27 protein-coding genes and 1 pseudogene are annotated in these 22,734 nt (G+C 59.9%); 7 read left to right on the forward strand and 21 right to left on the reverse strand.

The features are described 5' to 3' along the window. Positions 1–66: 66 nt before the first annotated feature. From ACERZ8_RS20675 to ACERZ8_RS20685, 3 genes are all read right to left on the reverse strand, one after another. The gene (locus tag ACERZ8_RS20675; RefSeq protein ID WP_407594077.1) at positions 67–795 is read right to left on the reverse strand and encodes a cyclic nucleotide-binding domain-containing protein; all 729 of its coding nucleotides are present in this window, start codon (positions 793–795) and stop codon (positions 67–69) included. Positions 796–919: 124 nt separating this feature from the next. After that, positions 920–2,017, reverse strand: a complete 1,098-nt coding sequence (gene ychF / locus ACERZ8_RS20680; RefSeq protein WP_407594078.1) for a redox-regulated ATPase YchF — start codon at positions 2,015–2,017, stop codon at positions 920–922. A gap of 47 nt (positions 2,018–2,064) precedes the next feature. After that, positions 2,065–2,268, reverse strand: a complete 204-nt coding sequence (locus ACERZ8_RS20685; protein WP_407594080.1) for a hypothetical protein — start codon at positions 2,266–2,268, stop codon at positions 2,065–2,067. A gap of 143 nt (positions 2,269–2,411) precedes the next feature. Here ACERZ8_RS20685 and trpA point away from each other — a divergent pair, with 143 nt between their 5' ends. Further along, positions 2,412–3,203, forward strand: coding sequence for a tryptophan synthase subunit alpha (gene trpA, locus ACERZ8_RS20690; protein WP_407594082.1), 792 nt, complete (start codon positions 2,412–2,414; stop codon positions 3,201–3,203). Here the strand turns inward: trpA and ACERZ8_RS20695 are convergent. The 5 genes and pseudogenes from ACERZ8_RS20695 to ACERZ8_RS20715 form a co-directional block, all read right to left on the reverse strand. Then, positions 3,200–3,819: pseudogene (locus ACERZ8_RS20695) on the reverse strand ((d)CMP kinase). The gene trpA and the pseudogene ACERZ8_RS20695 sit on opposite strands and share 4 nt — an antisense overlap. Next, positions 3,819–5,165, reverse strand: coding sequence for a 3-phosphoshikimate 1-carboxyvinyltransferase (gene aroA, locus ACERZ8_RS20700; protein WP_407594083.1), 1,347 nt, complete (start codon positions 5,163–5,165; stop codon positions 3,819–3,821). Before aroA ends, ACERZ8_RS20695 begins: the two are co-directional and overlap by 1 nt. Positions 5,166–5,311: 146 nt before the next feature. After that, complete coding sequence (gene trmB / locus ACERZ8_RS20705; protein ID WP_407594084.1) at positions 5,312–6,010, reverse strand: tRNA (guanine(46)-N(7))-methyltransferase TrmB; 699 nt, start codon at positions 6,008–6,010, stop codon at positions 5,312–5,314. A gap of 45 nt (positions 6,011–6,055) precedes the next feature. Further along, complete coding sequence (locus tag ACERZ8_RS20710) at positions 6,056–6,502, reverse strand: MarR family winged helix-turn-helix transcriptional regulator (protein ID WP_407594085.1); 447 nt, start codon at positions 6,500–6,502, stop codon at positions 6,056–6,058. Next, on the reverse strand, positions 6,495–7,643 hold the full coding sequence (locus tag ACERZ8_RS20715) for an Acg family FMN-binding oxidoreductase (protein ID WP_407594086.1): 1,149 nt from the start codon (positions 7,641–7,643) through the stop codon (positions 6,495–6,497). The genes ACERZ8_RS20710 and ACERZ8_RS20715 overlap by 8 nt, the downstream gene beginning before the upstream one ends. A gap of 162 nt (positions 7,644–7,805) precedes the next feature. Here ACERZ8_RS20715 and ACERZ8_RS20720 point away from each other — a divergent pair, with 162 nt between their 5' ends. Beyond that, positions 7,806–8,972 carry an alpha-hydroxy acid oxidase gene (locus ACERZ8_RS20720; RefSeq protein ID WP_407594088.1) on the forward strand — a complete coding sequence of 389 codons (1,167 nt, stop codon included), beginning with the start codon at positions 7,806–7,808 and terminating at the stop codon, positions 8,970–8,972. Positions 8,973–8,982: 10 nt separating this feature from the next. Here the strand turns inward: ACERZ8_RS20720 and ACERZ8_RS20725 are convergent, their stop codons facing one another. Next, complete coding sequence (locus tag ACERZ8_RS20725; RefSeq protein ID WP_407594090.1) at positions 8,983–10,161, reverse strand: MFS transporter; 1,179 nt, start codon at positions 10,159–10,161, stop codon at positions 8,983–8,985. Between the two features lie 148 nt (positions 10,162–10,309). Between ACERZ8_RS20725 and ACERZ8_RS20730 the strand changes: the two genes are divergently transcribed. Further along, on the forward strand, positions 10,310–10,969 hold the full coding sequence (locus tag ACERZ8_RS20730; RefSeq protein ID WP_407594091.1) for a 50S ribosomal protein L25/general stress protein Ctc: 660 nt from the start codon (positions 10,310–10,312) through the stop codon (positions 10,967–10,969). Positions 10,970–11,127: 158 nt separating this feature from the next. Here ACERZ8_RS20730 and ACERZ8_RS20735 read toward each other — a convergent pair whose 3' ends face one another. Then, positions 11,128–11,682 (reverse strand): VPLPA-CTERM sorting domain-containing protein, encoded by a 555-nt coding sequence (locus ACERZ8_RS20735; protein WP_407594092.1) that lies wholly within the window; start codon positions 11,680–11,682, stop codon positions 11,128–11,130. Positions 11,683–11,922: 240 nt separating this feature from the next. Between ACERZ8_RS20735 and pth the strand changes: the two genes are divergently transcribed. From pth to ACERZ8_RS20755, 4 genes are read left to right on the forward strand one after another with little or no spacing between them, the layout of a single operon-like run. Further along, positions 11,923–12,606 (forward strand): aminoacyl-tRNA hydrolase, encoded by a 684-nt coding sequence (gene pth, locus ACERZ8_RS20740; protein ID WP_407594094.1) that lies wholly within the window; start codon positions 11,923–11,925, stop codon positions 12,604–12,606. Further along, positions 12,603–13,637 (forward strand): DUF2332 domain-containing protein, encoded by a 1,035-nt coding sequence (locus tag ACERZ8_RS20745; protein ID WP_407594095.1) that lies wholly within the window; start codon positions 12,603–12,605, stop codon positions 13,635–13,637. Before pth ends, ACERZ8_RS20745 begins: the two co-directional genes overlap by 4 nt. 52 nt (positions 13,638–13,689) lie before the next feature. Next, positions 13,690–14,859, forward strand: coding sequence for a serine hydrolase domain-containing protein (locus tag ACERZ8_RS20750; RefSeq protein WP_407594096.1), 1,170 nt, complete (start codon positions 13,690–13,692; stop codon positions 14,857–14,859). Between the two features lie 4 nt (positions 14,860–14,863). Further along, positions 14,864–15,232, forward strand: a complete 369-nt coding sequence (locus tag ACERZ8_RS20755) for a DUF2237 family protein (RefSeq protein WP_407594097.1) — start codon at positions 14,864–14,866, stop codon at positions 15,230–15,232. Here the strand turns inward: ACERZ8_RS20755 and ACERZ8_RS20760 are convergent. The 11 genes from ACERZ8_RS20760 to ACERZ8_RS20810 form a co-directional block, all read right to left on the reverse strand. Then, complete coding sequence (locus ACERZ8_RS20760; protein WP_407594099.1) at positions 15,229–15,669, reverse strand: helix-turn-helix transcriptional regulator; 441 nt, start codon at positions 15,667–15,669, stop codon at positions 15,229–15,231. The genes ACERZ8_RS20755 and ACERZ8_RS20760 overlap by 4 nt on opposite strands. Before the next feature lie 68 nt (positions 15,670–15,737). Further along, positions 15,738–16,190: a hypothetical protein gene (locus tag ACERZ8_RS20765; protein WP_407594100.1), complete on the reverse strand. Its 453-nt coding sequence runs from the start codon at positions 16,188–16,190 to the stop codon at positions 15,738–15,740. Between the two features lie 78 nt (positions 16,191–16,268). After that, the gene (locus ACERZ8_RS20770; RefSeq protein ID WP_407594102.1) at positions 16,269–16,754 is read right to left on the reverse strand and encodes a PepSY domain-containing protein; all 486 of its coding nucleotides are present in this window, start codon (positions 16,752–16,754) and stop codon (positions 16,269–16,271) included. A gap of 186 nt (positions 16,755–16,940) precedes the next feature. Then, positions 16,941–18,188, reverse strand: a complete 1,248-nt coding sequence (gene trpB, locus ACERZ8_RS20775) for a tryptophan synthase subunit beta (protein ID WP_407594103.1) — start codon at positions 18,186–18,188, stop codon at positions 16,941–16,943. A 15-nt stretch (positions 18,189–18,203) separates the two neighbouring features. Further along, complete coding sequence (locus ACERZ8_RS20780; protein ID WP_407594105.1) at positions 18,204–18,653, reverse strand: GNAT family N-acetyltransferase; 450 nt, start codon at positions 18,651–18,653, stop codon at positions 18,204–18,206. Beyond that, the gene (locus ACERZ8_RS20785; protein WP_407594106.1) at positions 18,650–19,294 is read right to left on the reverse strand and encodes a phosphoribosylanthranilate isomerase; all 645 of its coding nucleotides are present in this window, start codon (positions 19,292–19,294) and stop codon (positions 18,650–18,652) included. The genes ACERZ8_RS20780 and ACERZ8_RS20785 overlap by 4 nt, the downstream gene beginning before the upstream one ends. A 9-nt stretch (positions 19,295–19,303) precedes the next feature. Further along, positions 19,304–19,654, reverse strand: coding sequence for a LapA family protein (locus tag ACERZ8_RS20790; RefSeq protein ID WP_407594107.1), 351 nt, complete (start codon positions 19,652–19,654; stop codon positions 19,304–19,306). Further along, positions 19,654–19,938 carry an integration host factor subunit beta gene (gene ihfB, locus ACERZ8_RS20795; RefSeq protein WP_407594109.1) on the reverse strand — a complete coding sequence of 95 codons (285 nt, stop codon included), beginning with the start codon at positions 19,936–19,938 and terminating at the stop codon, positions 19,654–19,656. The genes ACERZ8_RS20790 and ihfB overlap by 1 nt, the downstream gene beginning before the upstream one ends. Positions 19,939–20,227: 289 nt before the next feature. Beyond that, positions 20,228–21,904, reverse strand: coding sequence for a 30S ribosomal protein S1 (gene rpsA, locus ACERZ8_RS20800; protein ID WP_407594110.1), 1,677 nt, complete (start codon positions 21,902–21,904; stop codon positions 20,228–20,230). A 175-nt stretch (positions 21,905–22,079) separates the two neighbouring features. Continuing rightward, the gene (locus ACERZ8_RS20805; RefSeq protein ID WP_407594111.1) at positions 22,080–22,256 is read right to left on the reverse strand and encodes a VPLPA-CTERM sorting domain-containing protein; all 177 of its coding nucleotides are present in this window, start codon (positions 22,254–22,256) and stop codon (positions 22,080–22,082) included. A gap of 4 nt (positions 22,257–22,260) precedes the next feature. After that, positions 22,261–22,659: a hypothetical protein gene (locus ACERZ8_RS20810; protein ID WP_407594113.1), complete on the reverse strand. Its 399-nt coding sequence runs from the start codon at positions 22,657–22,659 to the stop codon at positions 22,261–22,263. Positions 22,660–22,734 lie beyond the last annotated feature (75 nt).

Genomic DNA, 22,734 nt, shown 5'->3' on the forward strand with positions numbered 1-22,734 from the left:
GGCAAAACGGACGGCAATGCCGCGCCTGCAAAAAAGAAACAGCGCTCGTGAAATTCCAACGCGCGATCAGGTCGCAATACGCAGCAGTGCACTGTTCTGCGATGGATCACGCACCACTCTATTCGCGGCCGGTGCGGGCGGTTGCGGCAAAGGCACCGAATAGCGCACCTTGTCTGCCAGATCGTGGCCAAACCGCGCCACCAGTGCATTGCCCAGTGACCGGTTCTTTCGCATCGCCTCGCACAGTTTTGAGGTACACCATTCGGCGTAGATCGCGCCCTTTGGCACACGCACTGTCGCGCTGGCCACGCCCCCCTGCAACAGCATGATCTCACCAACGAATGCAGGCCCTTTGGCGGTATAGACCTTGCCCTGCTTTTCAACGGTGTAGTGCGGCGCGTTGATGAAAAACAGGCGATCTGAATGCGCACCCTCGTGCAGCAAAATGCTCTGTTCGTTCGCGATGCGCCAGCGCGCGCAGCGATTGACCCAGCGAAACTGGCCCGGCGACAGTGTCTTGAACTGTTCGAACACCCGCCGATCCTTGTTGGACATGAACAGGTTGGACCGCTCAAGCGTGATGATCAGGATCAGCGACAAGTTGATGACGACAAGCACAGTGTTGGTCATCACCGACCCCCAGATGGACGGGCTTTGCAGAATGTAAAAGGCGATGTCGCAAAACGTCCCGATGATCATCAGAACGCGCAAAAGCAATTCGTCGCGCACCATGAAGCCTGCGGATCGAAAGAAAAGACCAAGGAAAATCAGGGCGATGTAAGGGTTGTCGAACATGATCGGACCAATGCGATAAAGTATGGTCCGACCCTAGCAGGTGCGCCTTTGGGTTCAGAGTAGTGAATACCTGACCCGAGGGTCACGTTCCGGTCTGTCCGAAAGTGGCGCGGCGAACGGTCCTTTAGGTGTTGAACAGGAAATGCAACACATCCCCGTCCTTGACCGTATATCCCTTGCCCTCCGCGCGCATCTTGCCTGCATCCTTTGACGCCTGTTCGCCGCCCAGCGCGACAAAGTCGTCATAGGCGATGGTTTCGGCGCGAATGAACCCTTTTTCGAAATCGCCATGGATCACGCCTGCGGCTTTGGGCGCAGTGGTGCCAGACTTGATGGTCCAGGCGCGCGCCTCTTTCGGACCGACGGTAAAGTATGTCTCAAGGTGCAACAGCGCGTAGCCTGCGCGGATCAGCCGGTCGAGCCCTGCCTCCGACAAGCCCATTTCTTCGAGGAACATCTGCGCCTCATCCGGTTCCAGCTGGCTGATCTCTTCCTCGATCTGGGCCGAAATCACCACATGGGCATTGCCCTGCGCTGCCGCCATCTCGGCCACGGCCTGCGAATGGGCATTGCCGTCGGCCGCTTCGGCCTCACCGACATTGCACACATATAAAACAGGCTTGGTTGTCAAAAGCTGAAGCATATTCCACGCGCGCCGGTCCTCGTCGTCCACATCGACCAGACGGGCGGGGCGGCCATCTTCGAGGGCAACCAGGGCCGCGCGCAACAGGCGCTCTTGCTGTACTGCCTCTTTGTCGCCACCACGCACTTTGCGCACGATGTTTTGCAGCCGCTTCTCGATGGATTCGATATCGGCCAGCATCAATTCTGTTTCGATGGTTTCCGCATCGGCAACCGGGTCCACACGGCCCTCGACATGTGTCACGTCGCCATCCTCAAAACAGCGTAGCACGTGGGCGATTGCATCGACTTCGCGGATGTTGGCCAGAAACTGGTTGCCCAGCCCCTCGCCTTTTGACGCCCCTTTGACCAGTCCTGCGATGTCCACAAAGGTCATGCGAGTCGGGATAATGGATTTAGATGCGGCAATGGCGGCCAGCTTGTCCAGACGCGCATCCGGCACCGCCACCTCGCCCACATTGGGTTCGATGGTGCAAAAGGGAAAGTTGGCGGCCTGCGCGGCAGCCGTCTTGGTCAATGCGTTGAAAAGCGTGGATTTTCCGACGTTCGGAAGGCCCACAATGCCCATCTTGAAACCCATGTCAGCGTCCTTTTGCAAGCTGGCGCTGTCCTAGGGTGTCTGGTGGGTCAAGACAAGTCCCTGTGCTGGCGACGATCCTCGCGGGCGTGAAAGATCAAAAACCACGCAAGCAGGATGAACATCGGATGGGTCAGCCCACCGGAAAAGATCAGCGCGGGGATCCAGATCAGGAACACCACAATGGCAAGAAAGGGTCGTCCTGTCAGCAGGATCGACAGGGGCGGCAGCAGGATGGCAAGAATATAGTTCATTCAGAGCAATATAGGATGAACGTGGCCGGGTGTGAGGGGGGCGGCGGAATTTTCTTCGCAACGGCCCTGCCATTTGCTGCATTGATTTCCCCGCGCCTTTTGGGCATTGCGGGGGCCGGAAACACCTGAGGGAGAACCGGTCGATGAGCCGAATTGACGCCAAGTTTGCCGAATTGCGCGCCGCCGGGAAAAAGGCGTTCGTGGCCTATGTGATGGCGGGCGATCCCGACTACGACCGCTCGCTTGAAGTCGTGCGCGGCCTGCCCGGCGCAGGTGTCGACATCATCGAACTGGGCCTGCCCTTCACCGATCCGATGGCCGATGGCCCCACCATCCAGTTGGCCGGTCAGCGCGCCCTTGAATCGGGTATGACGCTGGAACGCACGCTTGAGATGGCGCGCGCCTTTCGCGAGACGGACGACACGACACCGATTGTGATGATGGGCTATTACAACCCGATCTATTCGCGCGGCGTGGACCGCTTTCTTGACGATGCCAAGGCGGCCGGTATCGACGGGTTGATCGTTGTCGACCTGCCCCCGGAAGAGGACAGCGAATTGTGCATCCCGGCCCAGGCGGCGGGTCTGAATTTTATCCGTCTGGCGACACCGACAACGGATGCCAAACGTCTGCCGCGCGTGCTGCAAAACACGTCCGGCTTTGTATATTACGTCTCGATCACCGGGATCACGGGGGCGGCAGAGGCCGAAGCCACAGATGTCGGCCCCGAAGTTGCACGTATCAAGGATGCCACCGATCTGCCCGTAATTGTCGGGTTCGGGATCAACACGCCGGAAAAATCCCGCGCGATTGCGACCGTTGCGGACGGCGCGGTGGTCGGCTCTGCCATCGTCAGCCGGATTGCCGCCGGGGACAGTGCACAGGACGTGCTAAACTTTGTCAAAACCCTGTCGGATGGCGCGCACGCCGCCTAGGTGCGTGCCTGCTCGACCACGGCGATGGCTGCGGCCACCGCGGCGTCTATTCCCATCTCCGACGTGTCCAGCACGATGGCGCCCTCGGCGGGTCTAAGGGGGCCGCGCTGCGCTCACTGTCGCGCCTGTCGCGTTCACGCACATCGTGCAAAACCTGTTCATATTCAGGGGCATGGCCACGCGCGCTCAATTCGTCAAAGCGGCGCTGCGCGCGCACTTCGGGGCTTGCCGTCACAAACAGCTTCACCTCTGCCTGCGGACAGATCACCGTGCATATGTCGCGCCCGTCCAGCACTGAACCACCTGCCCTGCGGGCAAACGCGCGCTGGAAATCCAAAAGGGCCGCACGCACTTCGGGAATGACGGCAACTTTGCTTGCCGCCTGCGCGACAGTGGCGGTGCGCAAGGCGTCATCTTCAAGCGCATAGGCATCCAAAGCGCAGGCCGCTGCAATCGGATCGGCCCCCGAAAGCACCTGCGCCCCAACCGCACGATAAAGCAATCCCGTATCCAGATGCGCCAACCTGAACCGCTGCGCGATGGCACGCCCGATGGTGCCTTTTCCGGCAGCAGCAGGGCCATCAATGGCGACGGTAAAGGGTTGCGTGGCTTCCATTACGTCCGGCGCACCTCGGCCCCAAGGGCCGCCATGAGGGGCTCAAAAATGGGAAAGGACGTGGCAATCGGCCCGCCGTCATCGACGGACATCGGCTTTTGCGTGGCCATGCCCATGACAAGGAACGACATGGCAATCCGGTGATCCAGATGGCTTGCGCAGGTCACGCCGCCCGGCACATTGCCATGACCAAGGCCCATCACGGTCCACCAGTCCGGCCCATCCTCGACCCCGACCCCGGCGGCGCGCAATCCCGCCGCCATCGCATCGATCCGGTCGCTTTCCTTGACCCGCAATTCCTTGACGCCCGGCATGTGTGTCTCTCCCTTAGCAAAGGCAGCCACAACCGAAAGCACCGGGTATTCGTCGATCATGCAGGCCGCGCGATGCTCGGGCACCGTGATCCCTTTGAGGTCGGGCGAGAAACGCGCGCGCAGATCAGCAACAGGCTCGCCCCCTTCTTCGCGCTCATTCTCATAAGTCAGGTCCGCGCCCATTTCGCGCAAGGTGGTGAAGAGGCCCGCACGGGTGGGGTTCAGTCCGATATTGGGCACCAGCACATCCGATCCGGGCACGATTAAAGCAGCACAGACGGGAAAGGCCGCCGAGGACGGATCACGCGGCACCTCGATATGCTGTGGATTCAATTCCGGCTGTCCTTTGAGGGTGATGACGCGGCCCTCGCTCGTGACCTCTGTGCTGATCTCGGCCCCGAACCCCGCCAGCATCCGCTCTGTGTGATCGCGGGTGGCTTCGGCTTCGATCACGACTGTCTCACCGGGCGCATTAAGACCTGCCAGCAGCACGGCCGACTTCACCTGCGCCGAGGGCACCGGCACTGTGTAATGGGCCGGCACAGGGTCGGCCGCACCAACCAGCGTCATGGGCAACCGCCCACCATCACGTCCCACGGCCTGACAGCCAAACAACGCCAAAGGATCGGTGACGCGCGCCATGGGCCGTTTGTTCAGGCTCGCATCGCCGGTGAAAGTCGCGGTGATCGGCGAGGATGCCATCGCACCCATGATCAAACGCACGCCGGTGCCGGAGTTGCCGCAGTCGATCACCTGATCAGGCTCTGCGAATCCGCCCACACCGACACCATAAACCGACCACTTGCCGCCCCCGTGATCGGTCACGTCGGCACCAAAGGCGCGCATGGCTTTTGCGGTGTCAAGCACGTCCTGCCCTTCCAGCAGTCCGGTGATCGTGGTTTCACCCACCGCCATCGCCCCAAGGATCAGGGATCGGTGTGAAATCGACTTGTCCCCCGGCACATGCGCGTCGCCCGTCAAAGGGCCACAGGCGGCAGAGGTCATGGGGATCGGGTCACCGTGGCTGGACATGGTTGCGCTCGCATCAATTGGCTCGGCGCACTCCTATCCCGCTGCCGAAGGGGCGTCCAGACCATGCCACACGCCATCTGTTTCCTGTGACTGAAAATACCACGGGGAGGCGCTGTGCGCGCGGGGGGAGGCAGAACCCCCGCACCCTAACCCTTTCGCTGGAATGTCAGGTAGTGAGGCACGCGCCCCTCACGCAGCGCCTTTTGCTCATAGCGGGTGCTGATCCAGTCGTCCCACGCCACGCGCCAGTCCTGTGGCCCCTCGGCCAACCACTCAAAACCGGCCCTTGGAACTTCTTCGAGAGTCTGGCGCACATAATCGGGAATGTCCGTTGCCACCCGCAGGATTGCACCGGGCTGCATCACGCGGGCGAGCGGTTCCAAGTGTTCCGGCGTGACAAAGCGGCGGCGGTGATGTCGCGTTTTGGGCCATGGGTCGGGATAGAGCAGAAAGGCGCGGGCAATACTGGCATCGGGCAGCACGTCCATCAGATCGCGCGCATCGCCTGGATGGACCGACAGATTGTCGACCCCCGCTCGCCGGATCTTGCCCAGCAGCATCGCCACGCCGTTGATGTACGGCTCTGCGCCGATGATGTCGACATCCGGATTCGCGGCGGCCTGATGCACCAGATGTTCACCACCGCCAAAGCCAACTTCAAGCCAGACCGGGCGCCCTCCGAAAAGTGCTTTAAGATCAAGCGGCGCACGCTCCGGATTGTCCTCCCATGACACGGGACCCGGCGACAGTGCAGCCAGATCTTCGGCAAGATAGGTCTTTTGGCTGTCTTTCAGGGTCTTGCCCTTGATACGGCCATAGAAATTGCGATGGGGGCGTTTTGTCATGGCCGGGCGTTTAGCGCGGCAATCTGCCCGGGGCAATGGCGCGCGTCAGTCGCGGGCTGCATCCATCATGATGCGCAGATCACGCAGCACGGGCGTGATTGCCAGCAAACGCTCGACATCGAAATCCTTGGCCATCTGCGCGAATTCCAAGCCAAGTACTGCAATCGTCTCGGCACGCAAGGCACGGCCCGCATCCGTCAGCCACACCCGTTTGGACCGCCCGTCCTCTTCGTTGGGGCGCAATTGCACCAGCCCATGCGCCTCAAGCCCTTTCAGCGTATGCGTCATCGACGTCTTTGGCACCTGAAACGCGCGGGCCATGTGAACGGGCGTCTGCCCGTCCCTGACCCGTACAAGGTGATTCAGAACCGTGAAATGCGGGGCAATCAGCCCGTGGGGCAGCCGCGCCTCCAGAACGGCGCGGCTGAGTTGTTCGATAATGCCGATCTCGTTGAACACCTCAAAGAAAACGGCGGGGTTGGGATCAGGCATTCACAATTTTGCTTTCAAGTGGCCATCGCGGGCTTTGCGGCACGGGGGTGCCATAACCCAATCGTCCCAACATTTGCACGGTTCCACCTCCGGGCGCCAGCATCTGGTGCGCCTCAGCGTAATGCGCTGCCATCTCGGGAAATTCCTGCAAGGCCTGGCTCATCGGTTGCATGCCAAGGCCCGCCGCAGTGGTGGCAAGGTTCAGACGGACCCAGTCGCGCCCCGCATTGATCTGGTCGGTGCGCGTGTTGCCATCGCTTGTCAGCCAGACATAGGCCATGCCGCTCATCGCCGTTTCGGTGATCTGCTCGATCGCAGTCTGGAAGGAGAACCCTTCCGGGTCCATTGCTGCCTCTTTGCTGAACAGACCCGTCATCCGCAGGGTTTCAAACATCGGCCCTGTAAAGTCGAGCCCATCTGGATTGGCATCCACCTCCCGGTGCCCGATGCGGAACAGGTCGACGCTTTCCTTGTAGGTGTTGGGCGTGTCGAACTCGGTTTCAAAGGCGCGCACCGTCAGGACGCGCAAGGCCGCCACCAGATCGGGGTCATTGCTGCTGGCTATGTGCGTGCCGCGCGTCACCGACTGTTCAATCTGCGCCAGCGTCGCATCGCTGACCGCTTGCGTCGTGTCATAAGGTTCCTTGAGCGAGCGGCGGTCCATCACATGGCCAAACAGGTCCGGTTCCGGCTGCGCACCGCCTTCGATGAACCGCGCCACGGCGACGCGGCGGGTGTCCAGAGCGGTGGGGTCCTCGCCATCCGGGAACAGGTCCAGATCGACGGCGTAACCCTGCTCGGCCGCTGCCAGCACCATCAGTTCAAGGAAACAGCCCAGGCCACAGACAATCTGGCGGCTGAACGGGTCGGTGTGGGGCAGCAGGCGATCCGTATCCACGCGCAAGGTCACCTCACCTTCGGTGCGCAGATCGACCTGCCACGGCTGGCGGTTGTGCGGGTTGGGCGCGAGGATCGCATAACTGAGGGCGCGCATCCGCGGCTCGGCATAGGTGCCTGCCGCCTCCCACGGGGCCAAGGCAGTCTGTGGTATGCGGGTCACGCTGTATCCGGCGACACCCGTGGCGGCCAGAATGGTACCACCGCCCAAAAGGGCCAGTGTTTTGCGACGGGACAGGGTCATATGTTTCTCCATGTTGGTACAATTTCGAACTACATGGAGCTATATAATGCGATATCGCACCAAACAAGTCCTAAATCGAACTAATTTGGCGATCTCAAAAAGGTTATTGATCCCAACTGGTCGAATTGGTAATGAAAACTGACCAATATACGAGGTTTGCACGTGCCCGTCATCACCAATATCGAAGATCTCAAACGCATCTATAAGCGCCGCGTGCCGCAGATGTTCTATGACTACTGCGAATCTGGCAGCTGGACAGAGCAGACATTCCGCGAGAACTCCTCTGACTATGATCAGATCAGGCTGCGTCAACGCGTGGCTGTGGACATGACCGGGCGCAGTACAAAAACGCAGATGATCGGGCACGATGTCGCGATGCCTGTCGCGCTCGCCCCCGTCGGCCTGACGGGCATGCAGCATGCAGATGGCGAGATGAAGGCCGCGCGTGCCGCCGAAAAATTTGGCGTGCCCTTTACGTTGTCCACCATGTCCATCAACTCGATCGAGGATGTCGCGGGCTTTACCGACGCGCCCTTTTGGTTCCAGCTTTACACCATGAAGGACGAGGATTTCGTTTCGCGCCTGATCCAGCGGGCCAAGGATGCCAATTGCTCGGCCCTTGTCATCACGCTTGATCTGCAGATCCTCGGGCAGCGGCACAAGGACATCAAGAACGGCCTGTCCGCCCCGCCGAAACTCACACCCAAGACGCTCGCCAACCTCGCCACCAAATGGGGCTGGGGGATCGAGATGCTGAGCGCCAAGCGGCGCGAATTCGGCAATATCGTCGGCCACGTCAAAGGCGTGTCGGACATGTCCCAACTGGGGGCCTGGACGGCCGAACAGTTCGACCCGTCGCTGGATTGGAACAAGATCGCCAAGTTGAAAGAGCAGTGGGACGGCAAGGTCATTCTCAAGGGTATTCTGGACGCTGAAGACGCCAAAATGGCGCTCAAAGTCGGGGCCGATGCGATCATCGTGTCCAACCACGGCGGTCGCCAGCTTGATGGCGCGCTCAGCTCGATCCGCATGTTGCCCTCGATCCTTGATGCTGTCGGGGATCAGGTTGAAGTGCATATTGATGGTGGCATCCGGTCGGGTCAGGACGTGCTCAAGGCCGTCGCGATGGGGGCCAAGGGCACCTATATCGGGCGCGCCTTCATCTATGGCCTTGGCGCGATGGGCCAGCAGGGCGTGACCGAGACGCTGAATGTGATCCAAAAGGAACTCGACACCACGATGGCGCTGTGCGGAGAGACCAGTGTCGAAGACCTTGGGCGGCACAACCTGCTCGTACCGGAGGATTTTGAAGGGCGTTGGCGGCAGTAACTTTGGCGGTCTACGGGCTTGGCCCCGGGCCAGTGGGCGCCTCCCGGCCCGCCAGCATCCGTGCCCATGCAGGCAGCAATACCGTCGCAACCACAAACATGATCGCACCGATCACGTAGAATGATGCGCGCAAACCAAACCCTTCGGCCACATAACCCATAATCACCGGTCCGAGGAAGAACGCCGCATATCCCAGTGCAGCGGCCTGCGAGATCGCAGCGAGCCGATGGCGCGGCGACACGGCCTGCCCGACCAGCCCCAAGGCCAATGGGCCAACCACAGAGACGCCAAGTCCTCCGAGGAGAAATCCAACATACGCAATCGAGAGTATTGGCGCGGCCCCAGCCAGCGCAAGTCCGATTCCGGCAATGCACGAAGCAAGGATCATCACCCGGATCGGCGGCCAGTTGGCCCCGAACAGGTGCGCGCCCAGACGACCGACAGCCATCCCCGTGGCCAGCAATGCGGGTCCCAACGCACCTTCGGCCGGGCCACCGCCCAGCGTACGCTCCACATGCAGGGCGGACCACCCTTCGGATGCGGCCTCGCCCAGAAACGCGGCCAGAACGACAAAGCCGCCCACCCAGACGAGACCATAAGGCATGCCGGTGGCATCGCCCGCCTCATGATGCATCGCACGGCGATCTGGCAACTTCATCCAAGCCATCAATGCCGCGACAGCAACACCCATGCCGCAAAAGATGGCAACAGGCCCGAACCCGGCCTCTCGTGCGGCCCCTACACAAATGGCAGCCACAGCATAGCTGACGGAAAACATACCGTGGTTCAGGTTCATCAGGCTCCGGCCTGTGTCGGATTCGGCCTCGCTGACCTCGGCATTGGCAAGGACGTCAGCAACCCCCGACCCGCCTGCCGCCAGAAACAAACCAAACCCGACGACTGCTGGCCCCTGCGCCATACCGGTCACCAGAAACCCCAGTATCATGAAGGCGACACCGGTGATCATCGCCCACGATCCGATCAATCGGTAGACCAGCGGGGCCAGCCACATCGCCATCAGCGCGCCGGTCGACCCGACAAGGATCAGCGTGCCCCAAAAGCCGTCGCCAACACCCACCTGCGCCTTGATCACAGGCATTTGCGCCGAAAAACTGGCCCAACCGATGCCGATCACGGCAAAGCCCGCAAGGGCACGGCGCGAAGCGCCAAGATCATCCCAAATTCGCATCACCCAGCGGTGCCACGTGACCCGCACAACGTCCAGTGCATTCCGTGGCGTATTAGCACTTTTCAAGGGGGCAAATCCGGTCTATAGCGCCCCCTTCACGCGGGGTGACAGCCTTGGAGGCATCCCGCCCTAACTTTGGAGAATTATCATGGCTGGAGAGATTCCTGATCTCGAAGCTCTGGAACGGACGGGGACAGGCAAGGGCGCCGCTCGTCAGGCACGCCGCGATGGCATGGTTCCGGGGATTGTATTTGGTGGCGACACAGATCCGCTGCCCATCAATCTGCCCTTTAACAAACTGCTGAAAATGTTGCGCGCGGGACGGTTCAAATCGACCCTGTTCAACATGAAAGTCGACGGCCACGACGACGTCCGCGTCATCTGCCGCGACGTGCAGCGCGATGTGGTCAAGGACCTGCCGACGCACGTGGACTTCATGCGCCTCAAGCGGACCACAAAAATCAACCTGTTCATCGGTGTTGAAGTGGACGGCGAAGAAGTTTCGCCCGGCCTGAAAAAGGGTGGCGTGCTGACCCTGATCCGCCCTGAAGTCGAACTGGTTGTGACCGCGGGCGACATTCCCGATCACATCACCATCGACGTCTCGGAACTCGAAATCGGCGACAACGTCACCATTTCGTCGGTCAAATTGCCCGAGGGTGCCAAGCCGACCATCGACCGCGACTTTGTGATCGCCAACATCTCTGCGCCATCCGGCCTGCGTGCCGCCGATGACGAAGATGAGGCGGAGACAGAAGAAGTCGATGCAGCGGATGTTCCAGCGGTAGAGCAGACCGAAGAGGCATAAGCTCCTTCCTCATGCGTATTCGAAACAAGGCCGCTCCGATCCGGGGCGGCCTTTTTCATTGCGGTGCGGGGACTGTCACTCCTCGGCACTGTTGGGCAAACGGCAAAAGGCCCGGAGGAAGGCCCGGGCGCATCACGTCGTTGTATCCTGTTTCGGCGTTACGCCTTGCGCATCCGACGCCGCAAGACAGACAGCGCGCCAAAGCCGCTCAGCAGCAGCAGCACGCCCGCAGGCAGGGGCACAACACTGATCGAAGGCGCAAATGTCGCTGTGTACTGGCCGTTATTGAAATACGCAGTTGATCTCGCCTCAGCGATGTTGGTGGGAAAGAATGCCTTCCACGCACCAATGGCCAGCGTGTAAGAGCCGTCCGCCAAGGCATCCGCACCGAGAAACGACAAAGTGGCCGTGCCACCTCCATTACCCGCACCACGTGCACTGCGCGCCACAAGTCCAGAACCTGAATACAACGCGATCATCTCGCGGAAATTGCTGCCCGGCGTGCTGGTCACTGAAATCACCATTTCCGAGACCGATTGGCCGGAAGACGCATCAAGCGAGAACTCGATGAAGTCGACAGTCTGCACGCGCAGAGTCTGGGTGGTGCTTGCGCCGCCTGTCACATCGCCAAGAATGTGCGTGACGGCAGACCCGGTCGTCGCAGAGGCGACAACAAGCGCAAAAGACAGGAAAAGGGATTTGATATTCATCATCCGCATCAACATTACAGGTTACAAAACAAAGCGTTCCGGCACGAATCTGCACGGCACACTCAAATGGCAGTGAACAAGGGTTATCCTTACAATTTGTTAAAAATGAGGCCAATTGCGGAAGGTCGGCCCGCAAACGGCAATCGCCCCACACGATCTGCTGACAATGCGGCCTTCGTGCAGTCCTTGTTCCCCCTGCGCGCGCCTTTATGCTGCACAGCGGCAAACCCGCGAGAGGACCCCATGAAACTGATTGTCGGCCTTGGAAATCCTGGCGCGAAATACGCGCGCAACCGGCACAATATCGGGTTCATGGCGCTTGACCGGATCGCTGCCGATCACGGATTTCCGGGCTGGAAATCCAAGCATCAGGGCGCCGTATCCGAGGGCCGGTTTGGGTCCGACCGGGCCGTGCTGCTCAAGCCGGACACCTACATGAATAAATCCGGAGACTCGGTGGGCGCGGCCATGCGGTTCTACAAGCTGGAACCACAAGATATCATTGTTTTTCATGATGAAATCGACCTCGCCCCCGGCAAGGTCAAATGGAAAATGGGCGGGGGTCATGCAGGTCACAACGGGTTGCGATCGATCCACGCCCATATCGGCGCGGACTATGGCCGCGTGCGTTTGGGTGTGGGCCATCCCGGCCACAAGGACGCTGTGCCCGGCTATGTGCTGCGCGACTTTCCCAAGGCGGATGCGGACTGGCTCGACGACGTTCTGCGTGGCTGCTCGGATGGGGCACCGCACCTTGCGCAGGGTGATGGGGCGAAATTCATGAACGCTGTCGGCATGCGCCTCTCCCCACCACGCTCCAACGACAGCGAAAAGAAAACCAAACCGCCGAAACCTCCCCAACCGGAGGCGGCACCGGTCGAAGACACCCGCTCCACCCTGCAAAAGCTGATGGATCGGTTCACGTGAGCCTTGTTCAGGCCTTTCGCGACCAATCCGGCACCTGCGCGCGCATGGGCTCGCCCCTGATGGGGCGCGTGCTGACGATCCTTGCCGACAATTGGGATACCGGCAGCGCGTTGGGTCAGAAAATGGCGCAATATCAGGGCGATATCGGCCCTGCAGGCCACTCACTGCCATTGCGCATTTGCGGCGGTCTGCACGCGCTTGTCCTGCAGGATCGCGACGGCCCTTTGCGTGCGGCCTATCCGCCCAATGAGGTCAGTGATGCAAAGCTTGAAAAGGCGGTCCTTAACGCTCTGACAACGCACGAAGACTTCCTGATCGACTGGACGCAAAGCCCGCCCCAAACCAACGAAGTGCGCCGCAGCGCCGCGCTCATCGCCATGGCGCATGTCGCCCTATCGCAGTTCGAGCGGCCCATCGTGCTGTCGGAACTGGGGGCGAGCGGCGGGTTGAACCTGATGTGGGATCGCTTTGCGCTGGCCACAGGCCATGGCCGCATCGGGCCATCGGATGCTGTCCTGACACTTGAGCCCGACTGGACAGGTGCTGCACCGCCTGAGGCCAAGCCACAGATAGTAGACAGATCAGGTGTCGACCTTAACCCGTTGAATCCCAAAGACCCGGCAGACCTGTTGCGCCTTACGGCATTCCTGTGGGCGGATCAGCCGCACCGTCTGGCACTGACCGAGGCGGCAGCCTCTGTTTGGGATGCAAAAGTAGACAAAGGCGATGCAATCAACTGGTTGGAGGCCCGTCTTCAGTCGGCCCCCAAAGATCACATGCACATCATCCAACACACTGTCGCTTGGCAGTATTTCCCAGCAGACGCACAAAAACGCGGCAGGGACCTGATTAAGGCGGCAGGTGCGCGCGCCACGCCCGATACGCCACTGGCATGGATGCAGATGGAAACGGATGGCGACACTACGGGCGCAATCGGTGCCGCGCTGACTTTGCGGCTTTGGCCCGGCGATCTGACATTGCATCTGGGACGTGCCGATTTTCACGGGCGTTGGATCAAGTGGGTGGGCTGATGTTTCTGGCAATGCGAGTTGAGTGAAATTTCTGAGTGGTGAGGATCGGTTGATGCGAATAGTCTTGAAATGGATACTCCGGGTCGGGTTTGCGTTGATAATTGCCGCTCTATTGGTCGGATTCTGGAAGCGCGAAGAAATCACGCGTCTGCTCGTTGTGAATTCGCTGTTCGACGAAGACCGGATTGTGTCGAATTTCTCCAACATGGAGGGCGCATTCCTCCACAGAGATATCCCCAAGGGCGATGGCCCGGTCAGCCCCCTGCCCGTTGGCGCGCAAATGGTCATGCCCGACACATATGCCAGTTGGGTCACGGAGCGGAGCGTGACGTCGGTACTGGTTCTCAAGAACGGCGAGATTGTACACGAGGCCTACTACCTCGGCACCGCCCCCGACGACCGCAGGATCAGCTGGTCCGTCTCCAAAAGCTACGTGTCCGCCCTGTTTGGCATTCTGGTCGCGGAAGGTGCCATTGCGTCGCTTGACGATCCGGTGACGAAATACGCCCCGACGCTTGCAGGTGGTGCGTATGACGGGGCCAGCGTCCTCAACGTCCTACAAATGTCCAGCGGCATCACCTTTGACGAGGATTATCTGGATTATGAAAGTGATATCAACCGGATGGGCCGCGTGCTTGCCCTTGGTGGCAAGATGGATGACTTTGCCGCAGGGCTGACAGAGACTTTCGCAGAGCCCGGTGAAACCTGGAAATACACCTCCATTGACACGCATGTGGTGGGCATGGTGGCGCGTGGTGCGACGGGACGCGACATTCCCGACCTGATGAGCGAAAAGCTGATTGAACCGCTGGGGCTGGAGCAGACACCGCTGTACCTCACCGACGGTGTGGGAGTCGCCTTTGTGCTTGGCGGACTCAACATCACGACGCGGGACTATGCGCGCTTTGGCCAGATGATACTGCAAAACGGCGAATGGCAGGGACAGCAGGTCGTGCCAAAAGACTGGATTGCCGCCTCGACCACGCCAAGCGCGCGAACCGAACCCGGTCGCATCGGATATGGATATCAGTGGTGGATCCCCGTGGGTGCGAAGCCCGGGCAATTCATGGGACGTGGCATTTACGGTCAATACCTCTACATTGATCAGTCAGCAGGCGTCGTCATCGTGACCACGGGTGCGGACCGTCAATTCCGCGAAGACGGCGTGAACGAACGAAATATCAGCATGTTCCGCGACATCGTTGAAGCGACGAAAGACTAGCGCCATGGACCCGGACGACAGCATAAATGTGCTTGGCACCGCACTGGAGCTATGTGGCATGGATCCCGTCACCGGATTTTTCCGCGATGGGCATTGCAACACCTGTGCCGCCGATCAGGGCAGCCATACGGTCTGCGCCGTGATGACGGCCGAATTCCTCGCCTTTTCCAAATACGTGGGCAATGACCTGAGCACACCGCGCCCCGAATTTGGCTTTGTTGGCCTGAACCCCGGTGACAGTTGGTGCTTGTGCGCCGCCCGGTTCCTGCAGGCGCATGACGAAGGCTGTGCGCCCAAGGTCAGCCTTGCGGCGACGCATCAACGTGCGCTCGACATCGTGTCGCTCGAAGTTTTGCGGGACTATGCGGTCTAACCCAACGGACCGCCCATCAGATCGTCGATAAACAGGCTCAGCAATTGCGGGCGTCCGGACACGCCCGCCTTTCGATAAATGGCGTTGGTCTGGGCCTTGACTGTGCCTTCGGACGTGTCGCGAAACGCTGCGATATCCTGTATGCTCACCCCTTTGATGGCAAACCGCGCGACGTCCTGTTCAGCGGGGGTGAGCTTCCATTCTTCAAAGCGCTCTTCCATCAATTCCATAAAAGCGCCCGAAGCCGCGCGCAGTTGGCTTTCCATCTGCGCCGTGCGGCGCCAGGTCGAGCGCAACATGCTGGCGCCCACAACAACGCCAAGCAACAGACCGATGGCGGCTCCGATTTCGATCAACTCCATGACTTTCCAGTCAAAAGGTGCGACCGGAATGCCAAACAGGGTGACCAGAATCTGCGAAATGAAAAAAATGCGCACAGCACCTGCACCAGAAATACAGAAATGAGGAGCCAGCGCCGCATCACAGCGTGGCCTCGCCTTGGCGATCAGTCGTCATCGCCGTCATCCCCGTCACCGCCGCTGTTTCCGCTTCCCCTGCCACTGTTGTCGTTATCGTCGTCCCCGTCGTCTTCGTCGTCGTCATCATCATCATCGTCGTCGTCGCGATAATCGTCGTCATCATAATCGTCGTCATCCTCACCGCCGCCACCGGCTTGCCCTGCGGGTGGGTTGAACAAGGTGGGGCCGTCTCCTCCATGCTGCGAACGCCAATAGTCGCGCAGGATTTCTCCTGTCAGGGGGTTAAGGATGATTTCGCGCACCAGATCACCACGACGCGACACAATGCGGGACCGGCCCAACCAAGTGCGGGACACTTCAATCCGGCTGAACCCTTGTTCCGAGAGCTGGCGGACAACGCTGTCTTCGATTGGGCCGCTTAATGCTGGACCAGACAGAACGACGGACAGCAAACAGGGGATCAGCCAGTTGCGCATCATGCCATGCGCCGTGCATGTGCGCGCCGTCGAAACGGCGCGCCATCTTTTGCGGTCAACGGGATCAGCCCATCAGTGTGATCAGTCGTCGTCGCTGTCATCATCGCTGTCGTCGTCGCCGCCGTTGTCATCATCGCGGTCATCGTCGCCATCGTCGTCATCGTCGTCACTATCATCATCGTCATCGTCATCGTCGTCACTGTCATTGTCATTATCATCATCTTCATCATCGTCGTCGTCGTCGTCGTCGTCATCGCGATCATCATCGTCAAGAAAGTCGCGGTCACGCGTGTCAATGTCGATAGGCTGGCCGTCAACGACAGTGCCCACAAAGCGTTCCGTTTCCTGCTTGAGGATCGCGCCATTGGCCCGGTCATAGATCAATTCAAGCTTGGTGTCGTTTCGAACAGCCTCAAACTTGGTTTGTGTTGGACCCTCATCGATTTCGATGGTCTGGAAGCCCTGTTGGCTCAGCGTATTCACGACCCGTTCGGAAAAGCTTTGGGCATAGACCGGGGCGGTTGTCAGCACGGTCAGGGTCGTGCTCAGCAGAAGTGCGTTTTTCATGTCTTATCCTTTCTTGATGTGACTGACGCGTCGGTTTGCGTCGGATGGATCAAGAAAAGCCAAAAGCAGGCGGACCGGGAATCGGCGAATGGTTTAGATCAGTGTCGCTAAACTGCAGGCAAACGGCCATAAACCCAAGTTTAGGGCTGTACCCGACGGACAAACGAAGCCGGTCTGTTTCCCAACTTATTCGACGTTGCGTCCTTCGGGACCTGTCATATCAAACCCAAGCGCGCGGGCGACGGTAAAGATGTCTTTGTCGCCGCGCCCACACATGTTCATGCAGATGATGTGATCGGCAGGCAGGTCCGGCGCGATTTTCATCACATGGGCCAGCGCGTGAGACGGTTCGAGCGCGGGAATGATCCCTTCGAGCGTGCAGCAAAGCTGGAACGCCTCCAGCGCTTCCTTGTCCGTGATTGAGACATATTCTGCGCGCCCGATGTCGTGCAGCCACGCGTGTTCAGGCCCGATGCCGGGATAGTCGAGACCGGCAGAGATTGAGAACCCTTCGAGGATCTGGCCGTCATCATCTTGCAGCAGATAGGTCCGATTGCCGTGCAGAACGCCGGGGCGTCCGCCGGTGAGCGAGGCGCAATGCTCCATCTTGGCATTCACGCCCTTGCCGCCCGCCTCGACGCCGATGATCCCGACCTCTTTGTCGTCGAGGAAAGGAAAGAACAGGCCCATCGCGTTCGACCCGCCACCGATGGCGGCGATCACAGTGTCGGGAAAGCGCCCTTCGGCCTCGACCATCTGTTCGCGGACTTCCTTGCCGATGATGCTTTGGAAATCGCGGACCATCGCCGGGTACGGATGCGGCCCGGCCACTGTGCCGATGCAGTAAAAGGTGTCGCGCACGTTGGTCACCCAGTCGCGCAGCGCGTCGTTCATTGCGTCCTTCAGCGTGCCGCGGCCAGAGGTCACGGGGATCACTTCGGCACCCAGCAGTTTCATGCGGAACACGTTGGGGGCCTGCCGTTCGACATCATGCGCGCCCATGTAGACCACGCATTTCAAACCGAATTTCGCGCAGACCGTGGCGGTGGCAACCCCGTGCTGGCCTGCGCCCGTTTCGGCGATGATGCGGGTCTTGCCCATGCGACGGGCAAGGATGATCTGGCCGAGCACGTTGTTGATCTTGTGCGCACCTGTGTGGTTCAGCTCATCCCGTTTCATGTAGATCTTGGCGCCGCCCAGATGTTCGGTCAGACGCTCGGCATGGTAGAGGGGGCTGGGCCGACCCACGTAATGCTTCCACAGGAAATCCATTTCTGCCCAGAAGCTGTCATCTGTCTTGGCCTTTTCGTATTCTTCTTCCAGCGCAAGTATCAGCGGCATCAGCGTCTCGGACACGAACCGCCCGCCGAAATCACCGAACCGCCCGTTTTCGTCCGGGCCGGTCATGAAAGAGTTGAAAAGGTCGTTTGCCATATGGCCCTCGCGCGTTCAGATCAGATCGCGTTTATACCCGATATGCGAAGGGGTAAAGCCGAGGCGCTGGTAGAAACGGGCGGTATCGGTGCGACTTTTGTTCATGGTCAGTTGCATTAGGGTGCAGCCTGCGGTGCGCGCACGGGCTTCGGCATCTGCGATCATGAGCGCGCCAACCCCCTGCCCGCGCAGATCGCTGGCCACACGCACCGTTTCGATCTGTGCGCGCCGTGCCGCCCGCAAGGACAGGCCCGCGATGAACGTGATCTGGTAAGTCGCCACGATCCGCCCCTCGCGGGTGCCGACGATAAGATGGTTGTTGCCCTCACGCTCCATGGTCTGAAAAGCTGCGCGGTAACCCGCGATGTCCTGCACCTCTCGGGTCGCTCCCAGCACATCATCGGCCATCAGGGTCAGCACTTCCGGCAGGTCATCGAGGGTGGCGGCGCGGAACTGAACGCTCATATGGCTTTCGTGGCCGTCAGAAACTGACGGATCAGCCCACTGTCCTTTTGCCCCGGAGCCGTTTCCACGGCCGAGCTGAGATCGACCTGTTGTGCACCTGTCACACGCACCGCTTCGGCCACGTTGTCATGGGTCAGACCACCGGCCAGCATCCATGGCACTGGCCAGCGTCGCCCGGAAATCAGTGTCCAGTCAAATGCCGCGCCGTTGCCACCGGGCAGGTCCGCGTCTTTTGGGGGCTTGGTATCCACCAGCAACTGGTCCGCCACGCGGCCATAGTCATCGAGGGCAGGAAGGTCACTGGCATCGGCCACGCCTACCGCCTTCATCACCGGCAGGCCATAGCGCGCCTTGATCTCAGCCACGCGTGCAGGAGGCTCGGAGCCATGCAGTTGCAACATGTCCAGCGGCACAGTCGCCGTCAGTGCATCAAGAAAGGCATCGTCGGGGTTCACGACCAAGGCCACCTTGGCCACACCGGCGGGCACATCAAGGGCAAGGTCCCGCGCGGTTTCAAGGCTCACATTGCGCGGCGATTTCGGGAAAAACACAAAACCGATGTACTTCGCCCCGGCCTCTACCGCAGCGGACACGTGTTCCGGGCGGCTCAGGCCGCAGATTTTCACGGATAGATCGGACATGGGGTCCGTTTAGCTTGCCTCGTCCAGCAGGGCCAGCACTTCGTCCTTGCCCTCGTGCTTCTCGGACTTGAGGCGTTTCACTTCACGCTCAAGGCGGCGCACTTCGCGGGCATTGCGCGCGTTTTCGGCACGGACTGCATATTCGCGCATCCATTCCCAGATAAAGCCGACCAACAGGCCCGTCAGGATACCGCCAAAGATGACGATGAACAGGGGCAGTTGAACGGTGGGGGCGACGGCAAACAGGCCCGCAATCTCATCCGGCAACAGCTTGAGCGTCACCGGGCCACGATTGGCCAGCGCAACAGCAATCAGGGCAATCGCAAAAACCGCGATGCACGCGTAGCGGATGTAACGCATCAGGCTTTCCCGTTCAGGCGATCACGCAACAGCTTGCCGGTCTTGAAGAACGGCACATGCTTTTCCTCGACATCCACGGTTTCGCCGGTCCGCGGGTTGCGTCCGATGCGCGCGTCTCGCTTTTTGACCGAGAACGCGCCAAAGCCGCGCAGCTCGACCCGGTCGCCCCGTGCCATCGCGTCGGTTACTTCATCAAAAATGGTGTTCACAATGCGCTCGACATCGCGCTGATAGAGGTGTGGATTTTCATCGGCGATCTTCTGGATCAGCTCGGATCGGATCATGGATATTCCTCCCAAGGGCGCATCGTTATGTCGATTTTCAGACCCCGACTATAAGAACAATAACGCCTCCCGTGAATAGGAAGCCTTTGGTCTGAGCGGGTTTTTACGCCACAAGGTCCGGTTCGCAGGACGCTTATTGCAGCATTTGGACATTCGCGGACGCCTTGGGTGCGCCGCCTGTGGTTGCGCCCCTCCTGTCACGGGCGCGTGATTCGGAGGTTATCGTTGGGCACCGCGCACAAAAAAGCCCCGCACGATGGCGGGGCTTTCTCAATCAGTTGCGATATGATCAGTCGTCGGTTTTCAATGCCGCGCCAAGGATATCGCCCAAGCTCGCGCCGGAGTCCGAAGAACCGTACTGTTCGACGGCCTCTTTCTCTTCTGCGATCTCGCGCGCCTTGATGGAGACACCCAGACGACGGGTCTTGCTGTCGATATTGGTGATGCGCACGTCCACCTTGTCACCGACCGAGAAACGCTCGGGGCGCTGTTCGGCACGGTCACGCGACAGATCAGAGCGGCGGATAAAGGATTTCATGCCTTCATATTCCACTTCGACGCCACCGTCTTCGATGGCCGTCACTTCGACAGTCACGATCGAGCCGCGTTTCACGCCGCCAACCGCTTCGGCAAACTTGTCGCCACCCACGCCTTTGATCGAGAGCGAGATGCGCTCTTTCTCGACGTCGACTTCGGACACAATCGCGTGGACCATGTCGCCCTTGCGGTAGTCCTGAATGGCTTCTTCGCCACGCTGGTCCCACGACAGGTCGGAAAGGTGGACCATGCCGTCAATGTCGCCGGGCAGGCCCACGAACAGACCGAATTCGGTGATGTTCTTGACTTCGCCTTCGACTTCCGTGCCCTCGGGGTGTGTTTCTGCAAACACTTCCCATGGGTTGCGCATGGTCTGTTTCAGGCCCAGAGACACGCGGCGCTTGGCACCGTCGATTTCCAGAACCATGACTTCGACTTCCTGAGAGGTCGACACGATCTTGCCGGGGTGGACGTTCTTCTTGGTCCAGGACATTTCGGACACGTGCACGAGGCCTTCGACACCGGGCTCCAGCTCGACAAAGGCACCGTAATCCGTGATGTTGGTCACGCGGCCTGTGTGTGTGGATTCCAGCGGGTACTTGGCTGCGACCAGATCCCATGGATCTTCCTGCAGCTGCTTCATGCCCAGGGAAATACGGTGTGTTTCCTTGTTGATCTTGATGACCTGCACCTTGATCGTTTCGCCAATCGTCAGAATTTCCGACGGATGGTTCACACGACGCCATGCCATGTCCGTGACGTGCAACAGGCCGTCTACGCCGCCAAGGTCCACGAACGCACCATATTCGGTGATGTTCTTGACCACGCCGTCGACAGTCTGACCTTCGGTCAGGTTGCCGATGACTTCGGCGCGCTGTTCGGCACGGGATTCCTCGAGGATCGCACGACGCGACACAACGATGTTGCCCCGGCGGCGGTCCATTTTCAGAATCTGGAACGGCTGTTTCAGACCCATCAGAGGGCCCGCATCGCGCACGGGGCGGACGTCGACTTGCGAGCCGGGCAGGAAGGCCACGGCGCCGCCGAGGTCGACAGTAAAGCCACCTTTGACACGACCAAAGATCGCGCCTTCGACGCGTGCTTCGCCGGCATAGGCGGTTTCAAGGCGATCCCATGCTTCTTCACGGCGCGCCATCTCGCGCGAGATGACGGCCTCGCCCTTGGCGTTTTCGGCCGAGCGCAGGAAGACTTCCACTTCATCGCCAACAGCGATTTCAGGGGCTTCACCGGGATTTGCGAATTCTTTGAGTTCGACGCGGCCTTCCATCTTGTAGCCTACGTCGATGATGGCCTGGCCCGCTTCGATGGCGAGCACTTTGCCTTTGACGACAGACCCTTCTTCGGGTGTGTCCATTTCGAAGCTTTCTTCAAGGAGGGCTTCGAATTCCTCCATCATTTTATCTGCCATGTGGCGTCGGTTTCCTTTAGGTGTTGTTTCTGGCCGCGCGGTTGTCTCCGCCGGTCTTCGGGTTTCATTATCGGGTGCCCTTAATACAAAAAGGGCCGGTAACCCAGCCCTATTTTGCAAATTTCATAAAGTCATCAAGCGGCGCGTAATGCGACCCTTGCACAGACGTCGACTTTCAGGCCGTCTGGCGGCGGCGCATCCAGGCCAAGCCACCGATACCGGCCAATAGCAGTGGCAGACCTGCCGGCAGCGGAACCGCTGCGATTGCTTGCCGTGCGACCAAAGCATCCGCTTCAATCGAGACTGTGTAGGTTGTCGACACGCCCACGCTGTTTTCGTTCAGCCAGAACATGTAATCACCAGCGCCCTGCGACCCAAAAACATTCAGATAGGTGCCCGACGTGAGCACATGATGACCCAGCGAGATCTTCGTGCGGATTGAATGAGCCATCATCGCGGAAAAGCCGCCATGGCGTTTCGCCTTCCGACACGCTGAACATCTCGATGGAGAAGGTGAAATCAGTCGCAGAGGAGAACCGGAAAATATCACGACGATCATCGGTTCCTGGTGCGCCAGTGCCGCCTTTGACAGTTATGGAGTCGCCCGGCGCTGCAATTGTACCAAGTGCTGCCGCGTACAAGGGGCTGCGCGATGCATCCCCATCGATCGCTTCGTTATAGTTCGTGACGGTGGCGGAATGGGCAGCGCTGGCTAAACCAAGCCCCGCAGCCAGTGTCATAACAGACAACTTCATTTGGTACCCTAACTCACAAAAATCGTTACTTTGTATTACCAGATCGCCTGCATGCACGCCAGACTTACCCTACGT

Origin of the sequence: Tateyamaria armeniaca (assembly GCF_045797845.1) — a bacterium.
GTDB classification, from domain to species: Bacteria; Pseudomonadota; Alphaproteobacteria; order Rhodobacterales; family Rhodobacteraceae; genus Tateyamaria; species Tateyamaria armeniaca.